This is a genomic window from Actinomadura macra NBRC 14102 (assembly GCF_001552215.1).
GTDB lineage: Bacteria > Actinomycetota > Actinomycetes > Streptosporangiales > Streptosporangiaceae > Spirillospora > Spirillospora macra.
In genome coordinates, this window is record NZ_BCQT01000027.1 from 78,091 (window position 1) to 97,473 (window position 19,383).

The 19,383-nt window shown below is 71.4% G+C and carries 20 protein-coding genes; 12 read left to right on the forward strand and 8 right to left on the reverse strand.

Going from position 1 to position 19,383, the window contains the following annotated elements; translation table 11 throughout:
- Positions 1 to 44: 44 nt before the first annotated feature.
- Positions 45 to 686 (forward strand): LutC/YkgG family protein, encoded by a 642-nt coding sequence (locus AMA02S_RS36300; protein ID WP_067468358.1) that lies wholly within the window; start codon positions 45 to 47, stop codon positions 684 to 686.
- On the opposite strand, the gene AMA02S_RS36305 is transcribed toward AMA02S_RS36300, so the two are convergent.
- The gene (locus tag AMA02S_RS36305) at positions 683 to 1,258 is read right to left on the reverse strand and encodes a TetR/AcrR family transcriptional regulator (protein ID WP_067468360.1); all 576 of its coding nucleotides are present in this window, start codon (positions 1,256 to 1,258) and stop codon (positions 683 to 685) included. The genes AMA02S_RS36300 and AMA02S_RS36305 overlap by 4 nt on opposite strands.
- A gap of 133 nt (positions 1,259 to 1,391) precedes the next feature.
- Here AMA02S_RS36305 and AMA02S_RS36310 point away from each other — a divergent pair, with 133 nt between their 5' ends.
- The 3 genes from AMA02S_RS36310 (at position 1,392) to AMA02S_RS36320 (ending at position 3,112) form a co-directional block, all read left to right on the forward strand.
- Entirely contained in the window at positions 1,392 to 1,808 is a 417-nt protein-coding gene (locus AMA02S_RS36310) for a plectin (RefSeq protein WP_067468363.1), read from the forward strand.
- A 267-nt stretch (positions 1,809 to 2,075) separates the two neighbouring features.
- A complete protein-coding gene (locus AMA02S_RS36315) occupies positions 2,076 to 2,789 on the forward strand; it encodes a maleylpyruvate isomerase N-terminal domain-containing protein (protein WP_084265975.1) in 714 nt (237 codons plus the stop codon).
- A gap of 74 nt (positions 2,790 to 2,863) precedes the next feature.
- On the forward strand, positions 2,864 to 3,112 hold the full coding sequence (locus AMA02S_RS36320; protein WP_067468366.1) for a metallothionein: 249 nt from the start codon (positions 2,864 to 2,866) through the stop codon (positions 3,110 to 3,112).
- 22 nt (positions 3,113 to 3,134) lie between these two features.
- Here AMA02S_RS36320 and AMA02S_RS36325 read toward each other — a convergent pair whose 3' ends face one another.
- Both AMA02S_RS36325 and AMA02S_RS36330 read right to left on the reverse strand, forming a co-directional pair.
- Positions 3,135 to 3,623 (reverse strand): NUDIX domain-containing protein, encoded by a 489-nt coding sequence (locus AMA02S_RS36325; RefSeq protein WP_067468369.1) that lies wholly within the window; start codon positions 3,621 to 3,623, stop codon positions 3,135 to 3,137.
- 302 nt (positions 3,624 to 3,925) lie between these two features.
- Complete coding sequence (locus tag AMA02S_RS36330; protein WP_067468372.1) at positions 3,926 to 4,441, reverse strand: MarR family winged helix-turn-helix transcriptional regulator; 516 nt, start codon at positions 4,439 to 4,441, stop codon at positions 3,926 to 3,928.
- 94 nt (positions 4,442 to 4,535) lie between these two features.
- Between AMA02S_RS36330 and AMA02S_RS36335 the strand changes: the two genes are divergently transcribed.
- The 3 genes from AMA02S_RS36335 to AMA02S_RS36345 all read left to right on the forward strand — a co-directional run bounded on the left by AMA02S_RS36335 (position 4,536) and on the right by AMA02S_RS36345 (position 7,737).
- Positions 4,536 to 5,519 (forward strand): ATP-binding cassette domain-containing protein, encoded by a 984-nt coding sequence (locus AMA02S_RS36335; protein WP_067468375.1) that lies wholly within the window; start codon positions 4,536 to 4,538, stop codon positions 5,517 to 5,519.
- A gap of 2 nt (positions 5,520 to 5,521) precedes the next feature.
- Positions 5,522 to 6,394, forward strand: a complete 873-nt coding sequence (locus tag AMA02S_RS36340) for an ABC transporter permease (protein ID WP_067468378.1) — start codon at positions 5,522 to 5,524, stop codon at positions 6,392 to 6,394.
- 200 nt (positions 6,395 to 6,594) lie between these two features.
- Complete coding sequence (locus AMA02S_RS36345) at positions 6,595 to 7,737, forward strand: esterase-like activity of phytase family protein (RefSeq protein ID WP_245667985.1); 1,143 nt, start codon at positions 6,595 to 6,597, stop codon at positions 7,735 to 7,737.
- 76 nt (positions 7,738 to 7,813) lie between these two features.
- Here AMA02S_RS36345 and AMA02S_RS36350 read toward each other — a convergent pair whose 3' ends face one another.
- From AMA02S_RS36350 to AMA02S_RS36360, 3 genes are all read right to left on the reverse strand, one after another.
- Positions 7,814 to 9,187 (reverse strand): RNA polymerase sigma factor, encoded by a 1,374-nt coding sequence (locus AMA02S_RS36350; protein WP_067468381.1) that lies wholly within the window; start codon positions 9,185 to 9,187, stop codon positions 7,814 to 7,816.
- 253 nt (positions 9,188 to 9,440) lie between these two features.
- Positions 9,441 to 10,460 carry a cation diffusion facilitator family transporter gene (locus AMA02S_RS36355; RefSeq protein ID WP_067468384.1) on the reverse strand — a complete coding sequence of 340 codons (1,020 nt, stop codon included), beginning with the start codon at positions 10,458 to 10,460 and terminating at the stop codon, positions 9,441 to 9,443.
- A 60-nt stretch (positions 10,461 to 10,520) separates the two neighbouring features.
- The gene (locus tag AMA02S_RS36360; RefSeq protein ID WP_174551012.1) at positions 10,521 to 11,711 is read right to left on the reverse strand and encodes an AMP-binding protein; all 1,191 of its coding nucleotides are present in this window, start codon (positions 11,709 to 11,711) and stop codon (positions 10,521 to 10,523) included.
- Positions 11,712 to 11,872: 161 nt separating this feature from the next.
- On the opposite strand from AMA02S_RS36360, the gene AMA02S_RS36365 reads away from it, so the two are divergent.
- Genes AMA02S_RS36365 through menD form a run of 3 tightly spaced genes read left to right on the forward strand, consistent with a single transcriptional unit; the run spans position 11,873 to position 15,429 of the window.
- On the forward strand, positions 11,873 to 12,772 hold the full coding sequence (locus AMA02S_RS36365) for a 1,4-dihydroxy-2-naphthoyl-CoA synthase (RefSeq protein ID WP_067468387.1): 900 nt from the start codon (positions 11,873 to 11,875) through the stop codon (positions 12,770 to 12,772).
- A 36-nt stretch (positions 12,773 to 12,808) separates the two neighbouring features.
- Complete coding sequence (locus AMA02S_RS36370) at positions 12,809 to 13,762, forward strand: o-succinylbenzoate synthase (protein WP_084265976.1); 954 nt, start codon at positions 12,809 to 12,811, stop codon at positions 13,760 to 13,762.
- On the forward strand, positions 13,759 to 15,429 hold the full coding sequence (gene menD, locus AMA02S_RS36375; RefSeq protein WP_067468393.1) for a 2-succinyl-5-enolpyruvyl-6-hydroxy-3-cyclohexene-1-carboxylic-acid synthase: 1,671 nt from the start codon (positions 13,759 to 13,761) through the stop codon (positions 15,427 to 15,429). Before AMA02S_RS36370 ends, menD begins: the two co-directional genes overlap by 4 nt.
- A 202-nt stretch (positions 15,430 to 15,631) precedes the next feature.
- On the opposite strand, the gene AMA02S_RS36380 is transcribed toward menD, so the two are convergent.
- Complete coding sequence (locus AMA02S_RS36380) at positions 15,632 to 16,471, reverse strand: tyrosine-protein phosphatase (protein ID WP_067468396.1); 840 nt, start codon at positions 16,469 to 16,471, stop codon at positions 15,632 to 15,634.
- 348 nt (positions 16,472 to 16,819) lie between these two features.
- Here AMA02S_RS36380 and AMA02S_RS36385 point away from each other — a divergent pair, with 348 nt between their 5' ends.
- Positions 16,820 to 17,863, forward strand: a complete 1,044-nt coding sequence (locus AMA02S_RS36385) for a fatty acid desaturase family protein (RefSeq protein WP_067468398.1) — start codon at positions 16,820 to 16,822, stop codon at positions 17,861 to 17,863.
- A 96-nt stretch (positions 17,864 to 17,959) separates the two neighbouring features.
- Positions 17,960 to 18,772, forward strand: a complete 813-nt coding sequence (locus tag AMA02S_RS36390) for an Fpg/Nei family DNA glycosylase (protein WP_067468401.1) — start codon at positions 17,960 to 17,962, stop codon at positions 18,770 to 18,772.
- Here AMA02S_RS36390 and AMA02S_RS44465 read toward each other — a convergent pair.
- Entirely contained in the window at positions 18,757 to 19,365 is a 609-nt protein-coding gene (locus AMA02S_RS44465; RefSeq protein WP_245667986.1) for a cation:proton antiporter, read from the reverse strand. The two genes, AMA02S_RS36390 and AMA02S_RS44465, sit on opposite strands and share 16 nt — an antisense overlap.
- Positions 19,366 to 19,383 lie beyond the last annotated feature (18 nt).

The following is a 19,383-nucleotide window of genomic DNA, read 5'->3' on the forward strand; positions in this document are numbered from 1 at the left end:
AGCGCCGTGACTGGGGAGCTTGTGAACGCGCGACGGAGGGGTTCATGAGCTCGCGGGAGGAGATCTTGCGGCGGGTCCGCGAGGCCGTCGGCGGTGCGCGCGCTGGTCGCGCGCCGGTGCCGCGCGACTACGCCCGCCAGCTGACCGAGTCCGAGGCCGAGACCCGGGCGGACGTGCTCGCGCTGTTCACCGAGCGGGTCGCCGACCAGCGGGCGGCGGTCCGCCATGTCAGCGCCGACGAACTGGCCACGGCGGTCGCGGCGGCGCTGTGGGGCCGGGAGGCCAAGCAGATCGTCGTTCCGGCGGATCTGCCGTTCGGCTGGCTCGCGGAGCTGGACGGCGTACGCGCACTCGCCGACACCCCGGCTGTCGACATGGAGACCCTGGCGGGGGTGGACGGCGCCGTCACCGGCTGCGCTGTGGCCGTCGCGCAGACCGGCACCGTCGTCCTGGACGGCGGCCGGGCCCAGGGGCGGCGCGCCCTGACCCTCGTTCCGGGCTACCACCTGTGCGTCGTGCACGCCGACCAGATCGTCGGAACGGTCCCGGAGGCGGTCGCGCGACTCGACCCGTGCCGCCCTCTCACCTGGATCAGCGGGCCGTCGGCCACGCACGACATCGAGATGACGCGGGTCGAGGGCGTACACGGCCCCCGCCATCTCGAGGTCCTCGTGGTGGAGGACTAGGCCGCGCCGGTGAGCACGAGGCTCAGGCCGGCGTCGAAGCGGGCGTCCCAGTCGACGACACGGTCGGCGCCGTCCTCTCCGGTGCCGCGGACCTCCAGGGCACAGTGGCCGATCACGTAGCCGAGGAGGGTGTGCGCGACGGCGGCCGCCGCGTCCTCGGGGACGGCACCGCGCCGCAGTACCTCACGCAGGGACACGACGGTCTCCGTCAGTGCGGTCGGGTTCCGCCGGGTGACGACGAGAGGAAGGACCCCGGCGTGCGCCAGCAGGCGCGTGCGGTAGTCGCGCGCCCAGGAGCGCAGCGCGCCGCGCCAGTCGCTGCCGCCTGCGGCCCCGGTGGGCGCCGCGGGCGCGGCGGCGACGTGCGCGACCAGACCGTCCAGGAGTTGTTCCTTGCCGCGGGGGAGGTGGTGGTAGATCGCCATTGCCTCGACCTCCAGCGCGTCCCCGAGCCGGCGCATGGTGAGCCGGGAGAGCCCCTGGCCGTCGACGATCTGGAGGGCCGCCTCGATGATCCGTTCGATGGACAGTGGGGCGCGGTTCTGCGCGTTGATGCTGGGCTGCCTGACCATGAATCTGAACCTTACTACGTAAAGGGCCGGAGTTGGGTGTGCCCCGGCACGACACGCTGGTGAGCCCGCGTACGCTTGCCTGGATCGGACACGACGATCGCAGCACGATCGTGAGCTTGAGGGAGAGACCACCATGCCGCTGGGCCGCCGGGTGACCAAGGATGTCGCGGAGTTGTACGAGGCCGACCAGCGGCTGGCCGACGACTATCCCGGGCGGCTGGCGGCGGCGACCGAGGCCGAGCGGGCACTGCGGGACGCGCAGGGTGCGGACACGCCCGAGCGTGAGCTGCGGGCGTTGACGATCGCGTTCGACGAGGCGTTGACCGGCGCGCTGACGGCGGCGGAGGCGGCCGAGCGGGTCGCCATGGGCCCGAAGGTGTACTCGACCGAGGCACAGGACGCCAAGACGCACCGGGCGGCGGAGATCGCCTACCGCAAGGCCAAGGCGCGCCCGTCCGTGCGCCCGTGGACCGACGAGGTCGACCGGCTGCGCACCGCTCGCGAAGCGCACCGGTTGAGCTTCCGGACGCAGCCCACCACCCTCGTGTGAGCGGGACGGCCTGAGCGGGCCGAACAGGCGGGCCGCCGCGTGCGGTCCGGTCATCTCGTCCATCTGGGGAGGCGGTCGGGAAGTCCCCGACGTGGGACGACACAGCTTTACCGAGTGGCACCGGCCAACGAACTCTGAGAGTCTGCCCTCTCGGGGAACGCCGGGGGGCTCCTCGTGCCGGATCGCCGCAGGGGACCGCGGCGATGGCGCGGGCGCCCCGGCGGGGAGGGCACGCGCACGGTGCTCTGGACGCGGGGGGAACGACACGTGGAGCGCACGCCGCCGGACCGGCATCGCGTACTCGAGTCCTATCAGGACGGGGTACAGGCGATCCGCGCGCTGGCGGACGGGATCCGCGACTGGGACGTGCCGACGCCGTGCGCCGACTGGCAGTTGATCGATCTGTCCGGGCACCTGCGGTGCGTGGCGGAGAACTTCCTGGAGTACCTGCAGGACGCGCCCGACAGCCGGTTGGCCAAGCTGTTCGCCCAGGACGCGGCGTCGGCGGTCCTGATCCGGCAGCAGGCCCGCCAGAACGCGGCGGAGCTGGCGGTGCTGCCGGCCGAACCGGGTCCCGAGCGGATCATGGCGTTCGGGGTGTCGGCGGGCGCGTACGCCGACCTGATGCCGGACATGTGGGACCGGACGCACCTGATCTACCGGGGCACCAAGTACACCGTCGGCGATCACGTGGGCGCGGCGTGCGTGGAGTGGCATCTGCACGCGTGGGACATGGCCCGGGCGTCGGGTGTCGACTATCGTCCGCGCGATCCCGATCTGCTGGTGTCGGCGTGGCACTGGGGCGTGCCGCACCTGCCGCTCGCGGCGGGGGACGCGTGGGAGGCGGTCCTGCGGTCGTCGGGGCGCTCGCCGCGGTGGCCGGACGCGGACGAGGGGTCTGGCCGCAGGCGGGGTGGCCGGCGGGGTGCCAAGCGCCCGCCGGCGGCTCCGGGTGGACCGGTGGCCAGGCAGTCCAGGTAGGCGTGGCCTGGGTAGCGGCGCGTCACCTGGGTAGACAGGGAGCGTGGTGCGGCGGGGGAGAGGAGCCAGGCCCGATGGGGACCTGTGAGGTCTGCGGCAACGACTACGCGCTGTCCTTCGAGGTGCACGCGCAGGGCAGCGTGCACACGTTCGACTCGTTCGAGTGCGCGATCACGCGGATGGCGCCCATTTGCGAGCATTGCGAGTGCCGGATCCTCGGGCACGGTGTCGAGGTGGACCGGCACTGGTACTGCTCGGCCCACTGTGCGCGCGCCGCCGATCCCGCGCGCGCCCGTCATATCCACGACGCCGCGCCCGTGTGAGCCGACCGCGGCGGGCGGAGGCTCAGGGGATGGTGCCGAAGGGCTGCTCGCGGCCGTTCTCCAGGTAGACGGCCCGTTGCTCGGCCAGGGCCCGCAGGCTCGGTGCCATCCGGCGGGCGATGTGCGGCGGTGCCAGTTCGGGGATCTTCTCCGGCGCCACCAGGACGTGGTCGGAGAGCTCCTCGGGCGGCAGCCGGATCGCGCCGGCCTCGGCGGGGGTGATGGTGCCGCCGAAGACGAAGACGTTGACGGAGTCGACGCCGTTCTGGGGGGAGCCCCAGTCGACGCAGACGAGGCCGTCCAGGCGGGGAACGAGGCCGAGTTCCTCCTCGCATTCGCGGATGCAGGCGGCGAGGGGTGACTCGTCGGCCTCGATCACTCCGCCGGGCAGGAACCAGCCCTCCTTGTAGGTGGGCTTGACCAGCAGGACCCGCCCCAGGTCGTCCAGGAGCAGGGCCGCCGCGGCGCCGCGGGTGCGCGGCAGGGAGGCGTAGTACGCAAGGTCGGGCATGTACCGAGGTTAGGTGCGCCGGGCGCTCGCCGGATCGGCTCTCACGGGCGCGGGACCGCATCCGTCCGCGGGATCGGCACGGTGCCGCGAATCCGTTCGGTAACCGCACCTACGGTGACGAAAGGGCCATGACTACGGGCGACAACGCTTGACACGAGATCGTCAAGAGGGTCGGCTGGGCCGGAATAGCATCGGTTTGTGGGGTTCTGACCAGGGTGAACTCGGGCCGGCGGGGATCTGGTCCCGGAGTGAGGTTCTTCGAGCACCATGGTGACGAAGGAGAGGCGCTTTCGAAACGGCCGCTATCGGCTGGCGTGGGGCCGATCGGACGGGCGGTCCGGGCCGGGTGCGGGTGGCCGCCCCGACCGCTGATCGGCGAAGCGCGGGTCGTGGTGGGCCAGAACCCGCAGCATCAGGTCCTTGAACTGCGCCAGCTCGCCCAGAGCGAGAGGTTCGAACAGCAGGTCGTCGAGGCGGTTCCGCCGCTCGTGGCTCGCGCCGAGGAACAGCCGGCCCGCCTCGGTGACGTCGAGGGCGTAGCGGCGGCGGTCGCCGGCGTCGCGGCGCCGCTCCACGTAGCCGGCCTCCTCCAGGGCGTCGATCATGCCGACCATGTCACCGGCGTCTATTCGCAGGTGTTCGCTGACCTCGCGCTGTGACAGCGGCCCCAGGCGTGCCACGCAGTCCAGGACCATCAGGTGCGGCAGGCGCACGCGCTCGCCGGGAAACGTCCGCGCCGATGTCCGCCGGGCGAGCCTGAGGAGCTCGAACAGCAGGTAGGACGGCGAATCGCGCAACGGGTCCGGCTGCTCCTGCACTGCCACTCCCTTGGATGCTCTAAATTCTCTTGACCTGAGAGATAGGAGAATCCTACCGTTGGGGGAACCAAAAGCCGAACACGCGGGAGGCGTTATGCCCGGCGCGGGACCGGCCGTCGAGGTCGACGGCCTGATCAAGAGATTCGGCGACGTGGAGGCCGTGCGGGGGATCGAGTTCGCGGTCCGGCCGGGAGAGATCTTCGGATTCCTCGGCCCGAACGGCGCAGGAAAGTCCACCACGATCAATATGCTCTGCACGCTGCTGCGTCCCTCGGGCGGTACCGCGAGGGTCGCCGGGCACGATGTGGTGACCGAGCGCGACACCGTGCGCCGCAACATCGGGCTGGTCTTTCAGGATCCGACCCTTGACGGCTACCTGTCAGGAGAGCAGAACCTGCGCTTCCACGCCGAGCTCTACGGGGTGCCGAGGTCGGTCACCTCCGCCCGGATCGAGCAGGTGCTCACCATGGTCGGGCTCTGGGAGCGGCGCGGTGACCGGGTGCAGACGTACTCGGGGGGCATGAAGCGGCGGCTGGAGATCGCCCGTGGCCTGCTGCACTCGCCGCGTGTGCTGTTCCTGGACGAGCCGACCGTCGGCCTGGATCCGCAGACACGGTCGTCGATCTGGGAGTACATCCGGCAGCTCAAGGAGGCCGAGGAGATCACAATCTTCATGACGACGCACTACATGGACGAGGCCGAGTACTGCGACCGGATCGCGATCATGGATTCGGGGCGGATCGTCGCGCTGGACACCCCCGAGGCGCTGAAGGCGGGCGTCGGCAAGGACCGGGTGCGTATCCAGACCGCCGACGACGAGGCCGCGATCGCCGCCCTGGAGAGCGGGTTCGGGCTGGAGGCGGGCGTGTCCGAGGGCGCCGTCACCTTCGCGGTCGCCTCCGGCGAGGCGTTCGTGCCGCGGCTGTTCGCCGAACTGGGCGTGCCGATCAGGTCGGTGAGCGTGTCCCGCCCGTCCCTGGACGATGTGTTCATGTCCTTCACCGGTTCGACGATCCGCGACGCCGAGGCCGGCGCGAGCGACCACATGCGCATGATGATGCGCGTGGCGAGGAGATGACGATGGCGAGTACCGCCCCCGCCGGGGTCGTGCGGGTCACGGTGCCCGAGCGCAGCGTCCGGCACGACCTGCGCGCGGTGAAGATCGTCCTGCACCGCGAACTGATCCGGTTCTGGCGCGACAAGTTGCGGATGGTGTCCGGCCTGATCCAGCCGGTGCTGTGGCTGCTGGTCATGGGCACCGGACTGTCGAACCTGATGGCCAGCGGCGGCCCGGCCGGCGATGTGGACCTGAAGACCTTCATCTTCCCCGGCGTCTGCGCCATGTCGGTGATGTTCACCGCGATGTTCTCGGCCGGGTCGATCGTGTGGGACCGCGAGTTCGGGTTCCTGCGCGAGATGCTGGTGGCGCCGGTCAGCCGCAGCGCGATCGTGGTCGGCAAGTGCGTCGGCGGCGCGCTGGTCGCGACGCTGCAGGGTGTGGTGATCGTGCTGCTGGCGGGGCTCGCCGGCGTCCCCTACGACCCGCTTCTGCTGCTGGAGCTGGTCGGGCTGATGTTCATCGGCGCGTTCGCGCTGACCGGGTTCGGCGTGATGATGGCCGCGCGCATCAAGAGCATGCAGTCGTTCTTCGGCCTCATGCAGATGGCGATGATGCCGATGATGTTCCTCTCGGGTGCGCTGTACCCGCTGAACGGATTGCCGACCTGGCTGACGATCCTCACCCGATTCAACCCTCTGACGTACGCGGTGGACCCGCTGCGTCAGGCGGTCTTCGCCCACCTGGACGTCTCGCCGGCGCTGGAGCGGACCTTCAATCCCGGTGTCAGCTGGAACGGCTGGGTCGTTCCGGTGTGGATGGAAATCCTTATCGTCCTGCTCATGGGGGCGGGGTTGACGGGTGTGGCGATCTTGGAGTTCCGCCGCGCCGAGTGACCCCCGGTACCGACCGCCCTTGTGATCAACCGTTCCTGTGGTCACTGGCCACGTCGCCGCGCGGCGCGCCACTGTGAAGAAAAGCACCGCGACGTGCGGTGCGGGAGAATACCCTTTGCGCACGGAGCGGATTCAGTTCTAAGCAAAGGGTGACATTGGACGCGAAAAGGTTAAGGACGGCGCGGCGCGGTGTGGCGGCGGTGACCGCGGTCCTGGCGACCCTGACCGCCGTGGTGGTCATGGACGGGCCGGCGCCGCGCGCGGACGCCGTCGCGCGGACCGCGGCACCGGAGGCGCTGCGGATCACGCGGTTCCTGGGGGAGCGGCACCTTCCGCACATGATGAAGTTCCAGGACACCACCGTCGGGGGCCTGTCGGGCATCGACCGTGACCCGCGCACCGGCACCTGGTACTTCATCTCCGACGACCGGTGGCGGTACAACCCGGCGCGGTTCTACACCGGCCGGCTGGACATCGACCCCGGGAACGGGGCGTTCACCGGAGTGGAGATCACCGGGGTCACGACGCTCGGGCGCCCCGACGGGTCCCCCTACCCGGCATACGGAAAGCCCGAGTCGGCCGATCCGGAGACGATCCGCTTCGACGGGCGAAGCGGCCGGCTGCTGTGGGCGCATGAGGGCGACCGCCCGGACGAGACGCACAAGGACATCCCGATATCGGACCTCTTCGTCCGCTGGTCGGACCGGGACGGCCGGTACCGAGGCGGGCTCCGGATCCCGAGAAACCTCGCGCTGACAGACTCCCAACGCGGCCCCCGGCGCAACTTCGGGTTCGAGGGGCTCACGTTCACCCCGCGCGGCATCGCCGCGATGGTGGAGGGACCCCGTTATGAGGACGGCGAGCCGCCGACCGTGGAGCACGGCACCCTCACCCGGCTGACGCTGTGGAGCCGCGACGGGCGCCCGCAGGCGCAGTACGCCTACCCCGTCGACCGGCTCCCGGCGGCGCCGGTTCCGGCGGGCGGCGCCACCGACAGCGGCGTCTCGGAGATCCTCTCGACCCGCGACGGCCGCTTCCTGGCATTGGAGCGGTCGTGGATCGAGGGGGTCGACTACAAGGTCAAGCTCTTCGAGTTCGATGTGCGGGGCGCCACGAACGTGCTGTTCAACGACAGGTTGTCCGGCGGTGCCCGGTTCCGGCCGGTGGCCAAGCGGCTCGTCGCCGACCTCGGCCGCTACAGCACGCCGACGCAGAACCTTGAGGCGCTGGCCTGGGGGCCGCGCCTGAGGTCGGGGGAGTGCACGCTCGTCGTCGGGTCGGACGACAACTTCGACAGCCGCGAGACCACCCAGTTCCTGGCGTTCGCCGTCCGGGGTTGTTGATCTCGCACGGCACAGGGCCCGCCAGACCGTGACGGTCTGGCGGGCCCTCGCACCTCGTGGCGTTCGGTGGTGCGGGTCAGACCGCGAAGTCCAGCAGGGGACTGGCGTTGCTGGGGTGCCGCAGCTTGGACAGAGACTCCTTCTCCAGCTGGCGGATCCGTTCCCGGGTCAGCCCGAGGGCACGGCCGATCTCGTCGAGGGTGCGGGGCGTCCCGTCGTACAGCCCGAACCGCATCGCCATGATCTTGGCTTCGCGGGGGGACAGGATGTCCAGGGTGCGGCGCAGCTGCTCGGCCATGAGCTGGCGGTCCACGAGTTCGGCGGCCTCGGGGCTGTCGGTGTCCTCGATGAGGTCGCCGATCCGGGTCTCGCCGTCCTCGCCGATGGTGGAGTCCAGGCTGATCGGCTGGCGGCTGGTGCGCAGCAGCTCGCGGATCTGCTCGGGGCTCTTGTCCAGCTCGACGGCCAGTTCCTCCGGCGTGGGTTCGCGGCCGAGGCGCTGGTGCATGTCGCGTTCGACACGGCTGAGCTTGCTCAGCATCTCCAGGACGTGCACGGGCAGCCGAATGGTGCGGGCCGAGTCGGCGAAGCCGCGCTGGATGGCCTGCCGGATCCACCACATCGCATAGGTGGAGAACTTGTAGCCCTTGGAGTAGTCGAACTTCTCGACCGCGCGGATCAGGCCGAGGTTGCCCTCCTGGACGACGTCCAGCAGCGACAGGCCCCGGTCGGAGTACTTCTTGGCGACCGACACGACAAGGCGGAGGTTGGCCTCCAGCATGTGGGCCTTGGCGCGGCGGCCGTCGGCGGCCACCCACTCCAGGTCGGCGCGGACGCGGGGCCCGTGCCGCTCGGTCTCCAGCTTGTGCTCGGCGTACAGGCCGGCCTCGATGCGCTTGGCGAGGTCCACCTCCTGCTCGGCGGTGAGCAGCTGCCGCCGCCCGATGGCCTTGAGGTAGGTGTGGACGGAGTCGCCCATGGTGGTGGACTGGTCGTCCAGGTCGGCGGCGGAGTCGGCGGCCTCGACCTCGGTCACGTCGAACGCCTCGTCCGCGGGGTCCTCGGAGCCGGCCTTCCCAGGGGCGTTGCCGGCTGCCTTGCCGGCTGCCTTGGCGGTGGTCTTGCGGGTGGCGCGCTTCTTGGGCGCGGCTGTGCCGGCCCTGGTGAGGGCGGGCTCGCCGCCCTTGTGGTCGGCGGTGCCGTTGGGGGTGGTGCCGTTCGCAGTGGCCGCGCGGCGGGCGGCGTCGCCTTCGCCGGCAAGGCTGATGCCCGACTCCGAAAGCTCGCGCACGATGGAGCGGCCCTGCGCCGGGCTTATGCCCGCGGCCTCGAAGGCCCCCCGCACCTCGTCGAGCGAGAGGCGCCCTTGGGCGCGGCCACGCTTCAGGAGCTCGTCGAGTGCGGGGCTCGCGGGCTCGGTGAGCGGGGTCTCTGCGGCGGTTCGCGGCATGGGGACGCCCCCCTCCCTTCGGTGGTGTGGGTGCGGCGCGGATTGGTCGATCCCTGGTGGCGCGCGCACTTATCGGAACGTCGCACGGGCGGGTCCTTGTTCCCGACGCCGCTGATCGACCGTCTCGCCTGTGGACCGTGGAGGAACGATCCAGGAGGTCGTAGTGCCCGGAACAGGCATTTTCACACCGTTCGGCCCTGTCTGGTGTGACCTTACTACGTAAAGACACCGGGCTGTGGCAACGTGACAAACTTCACCCGGACTCCGGCTTCGGCGGCCGCAGCGTCCGGCCATAACGCGCGATGACACGTTCACGCAGCTCAGGATCGTCTCGGGGCACCGGTTCGAGGAAGACCTCGTCGATCTCCTCGTGCGCGGTCCGCAGTTCGCGGGCCATCCGGACGCAGGCGTGCTCGACGTCCCCGGCGGTCAGGGAGTCGCGGAAGTCCAGCCGGGCGCAAACCAGTACCCGGTCGGCGCCGACGGTCATGGTGACGATGTCGACGACCCAGTCGATCTCGGGTGCGGCGCCGAGCCGGGCACGGACGTCGGCGACGATGCGGGGGTCGGCCTGGTTGCCGATGAGCAGGTTGAGGTTGATGCGGCCGAGCAGCAGCGCGACGGCGGTGAGCAGGGCGCCGATGAGGACCGATCCGACGCCGTCCCAGGCGGCCACGCCGGTCAGCTGGTGGAGGCCGAGGCCGGCGAAGGCCAGCAGGAGGCCGATGAGGGCGGCGGAGTCCTCCAGCAGGACGCTTATCGCGGTGGGCTCGTCCGTTCGGCGGATGTAGGTGGTGAGGGGGAGCGCCTCGTCGCGGGCGGCGGCGGTGACCTGCCATAGGGCCTGCCGCCAGGAGATCGCCTCCAGGACGAACGAGACGGCGAGGACGCAGTAGCCGACGAGCGGGTCGGCCTCCCCGCCGCGGTGGCCGGTGAGCGTCTGAATGCCCTGGTAGAAGGCGAACAGCGCGCCCATCCCGAAGATCGCGACGGCTACGAGCAGCGTCCAGATGTAGCGTTCCTTGCCGTAGCCGAGGGGGTGGCGGCGGTCGGCGGGCCGGCCGCTGCGGCGCAGGCCGACCATCAGCAGCACCTCGTTGAAGGTGTCGGCGATGGAGTGGGCGGCCTCGGCGGCCATCGACGCCGACCCGGTGAGCACCGCCGCGACGATCTTGGCGATGGCGATCCCGAGATTGGCGGCGAGCGCGAGCAGGACGGTGAGGCCGCTCTCGCTCCCGGCCTGCCGCCCGTCCTGGTCGCGCCCGTCGGTCATGGTGGACGTCCTGCCCCGGTGATCGCCCGGCCATGCGCCGGCGCCACGTGCCGGCCGGATCTAGCGGCCCGGGGCCGGGGCGCGCAGGCGGGCGCGGTCCGGCTTGCCGGAGGCGAGCAGGGGGATCGCCTCGACGAGTTCCAGCTCGTGGGGGGCGGCGTGGGCGGGCAGGGTCTCGCGCACGAGGGCGCGCAGCTCGGGCAAGGCGGGGACGCCGGACGCGCCGGGGGAGGGGACGACGACGGCGGTGACCCGCTCGCCCCATTCGGGGTCGGGTCGTCCGACGACCACGACGTCGCGGACGCCCGGGTGGCGCGACAGGGCGATGGCGACCTCACCGGCGAGGACCTTCTCGCCACCGGTGTTGATCACATCGTCGACGCGGCCGCGGACGCGCAGGCGCCCGTCCTCGACGGCGCCGAGGTCCTGCGTGACGAACCAGCCGCCGTCCATGGCCTCGGTGGTCAGGTCGGGCCGCAGCCGGTAGCCGGTGAACAGGGACGGCCCGGCGATGCGGATCCGGCCGCCGTCGCCGAGGGCGAACCGCATCCCGTCCAGGGGGACGCCGTCGTAGACACATCCGCCGGACGTCTCGCTCATGCCGTAGCTGGGGAAGATCCGCCCGCCTCGGGCGCGGGCCTCGGCGAGCAGGCCGGGCGCGGCGGCGGCCCCGCCGAGGACGACGGCGCCGAACGCCGTCAGGTCGGCGCCGGCGTCCAGGAGGCGGCGGAGCTGGGTGGGGACCATCGCGATGTGCACGCCCGGCGCGGCGCCGGAGACGACGGCGGCGGTGTCGAAGCGGGGGAGGATGATCGGTTCGGTGCCGGCGACCAGGGCGCGGACGAGGACCTGGACGCCCGAGACGTGGCTGGTGGGCACGCAGCACAGCCACCGGTCCCCGGGTGCGGCGCCGATGCGGGCGAGGGTACCGGCGGCGGAGTGCCGGAGCGCGGCGGCGGTGAGCTCGACGAACTTGGGGGCGCCGGTCGACCCGGAGGTGGCGATCAGGACCGCGGTGCGGTCGGCGACGGGGGTGGAGTCGGTGCCCGCCTCCGCGCGGTGGCGGGTGACGCCGTCCTCGGTCTCGACCGAGTGGGGGGCCAGGGCGGTGAGCAGGCCGTGCAGCGCGGGCCCGGGCAGGCCGGGCGGCAGCGGGCACACGGCGGGCCCGGTGCCGTCGAGGGCGGCGGTGAGCACCCGGAGCAGGCGGGGGCCCGGTGGGAGGACGACGGCGTGCAGGCGGCGATCCATGATCCGGCCAGCGTAGACGACTCCGCTGAACGTGTTCAAATGGACGTGTGGGATCGCCACGGGACACCGGGGCCGGCAACCGGCCTGTGCCAGGGGCGCGATTGAATGGGCCGGACCAACGCACGGGCGTGGTGGGGTGGTCCCCGGCAGGAGAGGAAGACATGGTCTCGGAGCTGTTCGATGCGGACGCGTGGAAAGAGGTCGAGGGGTTCGGCTTCACCGACATCACCTACCACCGGGCCGTCGACCACGGGACGGTACGGGTGGCCTTCGACCGGCCCGAGGTGCGTAACGCCTTCCGCCCGCACACGGTGGACGAGCTGTATCGGGCGCTCGACCACGCGCGGATGTCCAGCGACATCGGGTGCGTGCTGCTGACCGGCAACGGTCCGTCGCCGCGGGACGGGGGCTGGGCGTTCTGCTCGGGCGGCGACCAGCGGATCCGCGGCAGGGACGGCTACAGGTACGCCGAGGGCGAGACGTCCGACACGATCGACCCGGCCCGGGCGGGGCGGCTGCACATCCTGGAGGTGCAGCGGCTGATCCGCTTCATGGGCAAGGTCGTGATCTGCGTGGTCCCGGGGTGGGCGGCGGGCGGCGGGCACAGCCTGCACGTGGTGTGCGACCTCACCCTGGCGAGCCGGGAGCACGCCCGGTTCAAGCAGACCGACGCGGACGTGGCGAGCTTCGACGGCGGGTTCGGGTCGGCGTACCTGGCCCGGCAGGTCGGGCAGAAGTTCGCGCGGGAGATCTTCTTCCTGGGTGAGGCCTACGATGCCGAGGCCGCGCACCGGATGGGGATGGTGAACGCGGTCGTGCCGCATGCCGAACTGGAGGCGACGGCGCTGGAGTGGGCACGGAAGGTCAACGGCAAGAGCCCGACGGCGCAGCGGATGCTGAAGTACGCCTTCAACCTCGTCGACGACGGGATGGTGGGTCAGCAGGTGTTCGCCGGGGAGGCGACGCGACTGGCCTACGGCACCGATGAGGCCGCCGAGGGGCGGGATTCCTTCCTTGAGAAGCGCGACCCCGATTGGTCGCGTTTCCCGTGGTACTACTAATTGTTCGGTTCTAAGGGCGCGGCAGGGGGTCAGCGGGTGCGGGTCTACTCCATCCCGATGCGGACGCGGTTCCGCGCTGTGACGCGGCGGGAGGGCGTTCTGATCCAGGGCCCCGCCGGCTGGGGGGAGTTCTCGCCGTTCGCCGAGTACGGCCCGGCCGAATGCGCGCGCTGGCTGGCCGCGGCCCGCGAGGCGGCGTGGGAGGGGTTCCCTCCGCCGGTCCGCGCCCACGTCCCGGTGAACGCGACGATCCCCGCGGTCGGGCCGGAACGGGCCTTCGAGATAGCGAAGGTGTCGGGCTGCGGCACCGCGAAGGTGAAGGTCGCCGAGCCGGGGCAGTCCGACGCCGACGACATGGCGCGGGTGGAGGCCGTCCGCGACGCGCTGGGCCCTGGCGGTCGGGTCCGCGTGGACGCCAACGGCGGCTGGGACGTCGAGCACGCCGTCCGGATGATCCGGGCGCTGGACCGGTGGGGGCTGGAGTACGCCGAGCAGCCGTGCGCGACGCTGGAGGAGCTCGGGCTGGTGCGGCGCCGCGTGGACGTGCCGATCGCGGCGGACGAGTCGATCCGCCGGGCGGAGGATCCGCTGCGGGTGCGGGCGGCCGGCGCGGCGGACGTGGCGGTGCTGAAGGTGCAGCCGCTCGGCGGGGTGCGGGCGGCGTTGCGGGTCGCCGAGGCGTGCGGGCTGCCGGTGGTGGTGTCGAGCGCGCTGGAGACGTCGGTGGGGCTGGCGGCGGGGGTCGCGCTGGCGGCGGCACTGCCGGATCTGCGGTACGCGTGCGGGCTGGGGACACTGTCGTTGCTGGAAGGCGACGTGGTGCATGATCCGCTGCGTCCGGTGGGCGGGGAGATCGTGGTGCGCAGGCCCGTCGTGGACGAGAGGGCGCTGTGCCGGTTCGCGGGCGCCGGGGCCGAGGCGTGGCGGCGCCGCGTGATCGCGGCTCAGGGGCACCTGGATGGCCCGCCGGTGATCGAGGTGGCGCCTTGAACCCGGCGACCGCGCTGTCGGCCGTTCTGGTGGATGAGCTGCTGCGTTGCGGGATGACCGATGCGGTGCTGGCACCGGGATCGCGTTCGGCGCCGCTGGCGCTGGCGCTGCATGCCGCCGAGGAGGCGGGGCGGGTCCGGCTGCACGTGCGGATCGACGAGCGGTCGGCGTCGTTCCTGGGGCTCGGGATGGCCAAGCGGGCGGGGCGCCCGGTGGTGTTGATCTGCACGTCGGGGACGGCGGCGGCGAACTTCCATCCGGCGGTGATCGAGGCGCACGAGTCGGGCGTCCCGCTCATCGTGATCACCGCGGATCGTCCGCCGGAGCTGCGCGACACCGGCGCGAACCAGACGATCGACCAGGTCAAGCTGTACGGGACGGCGGCGCGGTGGAGCACCGAGATCGGCGTGCCGGAGAACCGTCCGGGGATGGTGGCGTACTGGCGGTCGCTGGTGAGCCGAGCGTGGGGGTTGGCGCAGGGCCCCGTCCCAGGGCCGGTGCACCTGAACGCGGCGTTCCGGGAGCCGCTGATCCCGGACGGGGACGAGACGTGGTGCGAGCCCCTCGACGGTGACGTCACGGGCGCGTGGACGAAGGTGCGGGCCGCGACGCCCGGCTCGGTCCTGCACGTCCCGCCGACGCGCCGCGGGGTGCTGGTGGTGGGGGACGGCGCGGTCAACGTCAAGCGGTACGTGGCGGCGGCGTCGATGGCGGGTTGGCCCGTGTTGGCCGAGCCGAACGGCAACGCCCGCTATGGGGACCACGCGCTGTCGTCGCACCATTTCCTGCTGGGGGTGCCGGAGTTCGTGGAGCGGCACCGCCCGGAGGTGGTGGTGACGCTCGGCAAGCCCGGGTTGTCGCGTCCGCTGCTGTCCCTGCTGCGCCGGGCCGAGGAGCATATCGTGCTGGCGCCGGACCTGGCGCACTGGCCCGATCCCGTCCGGTCGGCGACGCAGGTCGCGCCGGAGGTGGAGATCCCGGTGGTGTCGGGCGACGACGCGTGGCTGAAGTCGTGGCGGGCGGCCGACCACGCCGCCGCGGCGGCGGTCGACGCGGTGCTGGACGCGGTTCCGGAGGTCAGCGAGCCGAGGTTGGCGCGGGACCTGGTGGCGGCGCTGCCGGGTGGGTCGCTGCTGTTCACGGCGGCGAGCATGCCGATCCGCGATCTGGACCAGGTGATGCGGCCGCGCCGCGGCATCCGGATCATGGCGAACCGGGGGGCGAGCGGCATCGACGGCCTGGTGTCGTCGGCGATCGGAGCGGCGCTGGCGCACAGCGGCCGCTCGTACGCACTGCTCGGCGACCTGGCGTTCCTGCACGATCAGAACGGGCTGATCATGGGCCCGCACGACCGCCGGCCGGACCTGGCGATCGTCGTCGTCAACAACCGGGGCGGCGGGATCTTCTCGCTGTTGCCGCAGGCGGCGCTGCATGGTCCGTTCGAGCGGGTCTTCGGCACTCCGCACCGGGTGGACCTGGAGTCGATCGCGGGCGCGCACGGCGTCCCGTACCGGCAGGTGGAGGCGGCGGCGGACCTGCCCAAGGCCATCACGGGGGAGGGGCTGCGGATCGTGGAGGCCCGGACTGACCGGGAGTCGAACGCGGTCCTGCACGCCGAGATGCGCAAGGCGGCTCACGCTGCCGTTCGCGCCGTCCTGCCGCGCTGAATTCGTCCTCTGACGACAGCCGCCAAACACGTGCTTCAACCTTTAACTTACAATGTAAAGGCGTGGGGCGGAGTGCACCTAAACACCCGCAAAGATCAACAACAGCTCGGTAAGTCCAAGACCAGAACGCCTTACAAGGACTGACATGGCGAAGCCGGTGCCGAGCCACCGGGGATGAGGGAGCTGAGAAGCGGGCGGTGTGTCAGCCGAGGAGGCGGGTGCGGAGGGCGTCGGTGTCCTCGTCGGTCCAGCCGTGGGAGGCCAGCCAGCCGAGCGGGCCGCCGGACCGCTCGTCCACGCGGGTCAGGAATTCTTCCATGGTCGCTGCGCGGGGGCGGTGGTAGTCGGCGGGACGGGAGTCGAGGTCGGCGGCGTAGGTGTCGCTGGCGCGCAGTCTGCGCAGGATCCGATCCATGCGCTCGCCGCTGAGGGTGTAGTCGGAGACGATGGCGTCCCGGGTGACGCCTGCGACCTCCAGCGCCAGCGCGCAGACGACGCCGGTGCGGTCCTTGCCCGCGGCGCAGTGGACCAGTGCCGATCCGTCGGTGCGGCTCATCACCCTCAGCGCGGCGACGATGGAGTCGGCGCGGTCGGCGAGGTAGCCGCGGTAGTAGCCGAGGGAGCGGTCCTGTGCGGAGCCGTCCTGGTTCGGGGCTCGCCAGGGGAGCAGTTTGCCGGTGTCGATCTCGGTGTCCGGTGTGGCTGATCCGCTGTTGGGGGTGGCGGGGAGATCGGCCGCGGCGTCGGTGTGGCGGCCGCCCTCGGTGAACAGTGACAGTTGGTGGATGGTTACCGAGGGGACCCGGGTCAGGGGGCCGGGTCCTTCCAGGTGCACTTCGGCGTCGGTGCGCAGGTCGATGATGTTCTTCAGCGCGTAGTCGTCGAGGAGGACGCGGAGGTCGGAGACCGAGAGGTCCTGGAGGTTGTCCGAGCGCAGCACCCGCCCCCAGCGTGTGGCTCCGCCGTCGGAGGTGGGGAGCCCGCCGAGGTCGCGGGCGTTGGCGGCACCGTCCAGTTCGATCCACCGAGTGCGTTCGCTCATGGCTTATGACCCTATAGGTCTGTCCTGACTCTTCCTTGACTCAGGGTGCCCCATTGTCTGGTAGCTCCCGATGTGAGTGATATCTCCCTCTGAGGTAAGGGGTCGCGCGCCCTGGTTCGCGCTGGCACGGCCGCCCGATCGGGCGGCCGTGCCAGCGCGGCGGCGTCCCGGCATCGCTTCGCGGACGGCGTCGTGTCGGCCGCCGGGGCGACCCGTCCTGGGCCCGACCGGGACCTGCGAGTGAGAACGCGGATGGCTCCGCAGCGTGGCGACCAACCGGACCTACGCTCCGTAACTTTGCGAACCGGCTGTCCGGACGGGCCGCCGCGTCACGCGAATGGAGACTTCATGCCCGCGACCCTCGATGCCCCTCCCGCTCCGCCCGGAAGGGCAGGGGCCGGCAGCGACTTCGCGCCGCTGGCGCGGGAGGTCCGCGCCAGCGGGCTGCTGGACCGTCGCCCCGGCTATTACGCGCGGGCCATCGGGCTGAACCTGGCCGCCACGGCGGCGGCCTGGGTCGCGGTCGCCTGGGCGGGGGGCTCCTGGTGGGTGGTGCTCCTCGCGGTTCCGCTGGCGGTGTTGTCGGCCCGCACCGGCTTTCTCGGTCATGACGCCGGTCACCGGCAGATCGCGGGGAGCGCCCGTGTGAACCGGCTGCTGGGGCTGGTGCTGGGCAATCTGATGCTCGGCATGGGGCATGGCTGGTGGACCGACAAGCACAACCGTCACCACGCCAACCCCAACCACGTGGGCAAGGACCCCGACGTCGGCGAGGGCGTCCTGGCCTGGACGCGTGAGCAGGCGGCGCATCGGCGCGGTCCGTTGCGGTGGGTGGCCCGTCACCAGGCGCTGCTGTTCTTCCCGCTGCTCACGCTCGAAGGGCTCAATCTCAAGATCGGCAGTGCGTTGTTCCTGCGGGGGCGGTCGCGGCGGGATCGTCTGGTGGAGGGCGGGCTGCTCGCCCTGCACACCGTGGGCTATCTCAGCCTGGCGTTCACGTTGCTGTCGCCCGGGAAGGCGGTCGCCCTGATCGTGGTGCATCAGGCACTGTTCGGTGTGCACCTCGGCAGCGTGTTCGCGCCCAATCACAAGGGCATGGCCATGCCCGGGCCGGGGGAGCGGTGGGGGCATCTGCGCCGTCAGGTTCTCACCTCCCGGAACGTGCGCGGTGGTCGCGTCACCGACTGGTTCATGGGCGGGTTGAACTACCAGATTGAGCATCACCTGTTCCCCAGCATCCCGCGCTGCAATCTGCGTCGGGTCCAGCCGCTGGTGCGGGAGCACTGCGTGCGTGTGGGGTTGCCGTTCACGGAGACCGGTTTGGTGGATTCCTATCGGCAGGCGCTCGGGTACATGCATGACGCGGGGGAGCCGTTGCGGGATCGTCCCTGAGCCGGCGCTGTCCGGGGTGGCCCGATCCAGTCCGGGTCGGGGGGATTTCGGGCCGATCGGGGCTGCTGCTGGTGCCTGGCCGCCTATGCTTGCCGGGTGCCTGAGGGACACACCATTCATCGCTTGGCCGCCGAGCATCAGCAGATGTTCGGCGGTCGCGCTGTGCACGCCGACAGCCCGCAGGGGCGTTTCGCCGATGGCGCGGCGGCCGTTGACGGGCAGGTGCTCGTGCGGGCCGACGCGCATGGCAAGCATCTGCTGTTGCAGTGGGCTGATGAGCGGACGTTACATGTCCATTTGGGGATCTACGGGACTTACACGTTCGGTTCGTTGCCTGCTCCTGCGCCGACCGGTGCGGTCCGGCTCCGTCTTGTCGGTGCGGCCCATCATGCGGATTTGCGGGGGCCGAGCAGGTGCGAGTTGCTGGAGCCCGGGGGAGTGAAGGTCCTGCGGGATCGTCTTGGGCCCGACCCGCTGCGTCTGGACGCCGATCCTGACATGGCGTGGCGTCGGATCACCCGGACTCGTACGCCGATCGCCGTGCTGTTGATGGATCAGTCCGTGGTGGCTGGGCCGGGCAACATCTACCGTGCGGAGGTTCTTTACCGTCAGGGCATCGATCCCCGGTTGCCGGGACGGCGCCTCTCCCGGGGGCAGTGGACCGCGATCTGGGATGATCTGGTGCTTCTGATGGCCGAGGGTGTTCGTACGGGGCGGATCGACACCGTGCGTCCGGAGCATACGCCGGAGGCGATGGGCCGTGCGCCCCGGGTGGATGACCATGGTGGTGAGGTGTACGTCTACCGTCGTGCCGGGCAGCCTTGCCTGGTGTGTGGGACGCCTGTCCGGGGTGCCGAGCTCGCTGCGCGGAATCTGTTCTGGTGTTCGACCTGTCAGCCCGCTACGTGATCGTTGTTGGTTCTTCGGCCGGCCGGGTCGGTGATGGGGGTGTTCGGTGGTCGTGTTCGTGCGGTGGGCTGCGGGACGTTCTCGTCGGTTTGGGGTGTGGGGGGCGTGCGTTCGGTTCGTCGTGCGCGCAGGGTTCGCGCTGCCGGTTCGGCGCCGCGTGCCAGGACGGGGCCCAGGATGGCGAGGATGAGGACGTAGGCTGCCGCGAGTGGTCCCAGGCGCGGGTTGGTGCCCGCGCTGACCGCGAGGCCGACGATGACGATGTTGAATTCTCCGCGTGGGACGAGTGCGGTGCCGGCGCCGAGTGTTCCGGACAGCGCGATTCCGACCAGGAACGCGCCGACGGCCGCGGAGACCTGGAGTCGTTGGGCGATGCCGGCGACGAGCAGAGTCAGTCCCAGGACTTTGAGGAGGAGGACTTCCTCGCTCGGGCTGGCGACCAGCCGCTCAACCAGGGCGCCGTGGCGTAGCGCCACGAGCAGGAGTGTTCGTCCGCCCGACCAGGCGGTTTCGTCCATGACCGTACCCGGTCGCCGCCGGGTGGGCCCCACCTGCCCGGCGGTCTGAGCCGGGGGTGGGGCGTGTGTCGTCATGGACCTGTCCACGGCGTG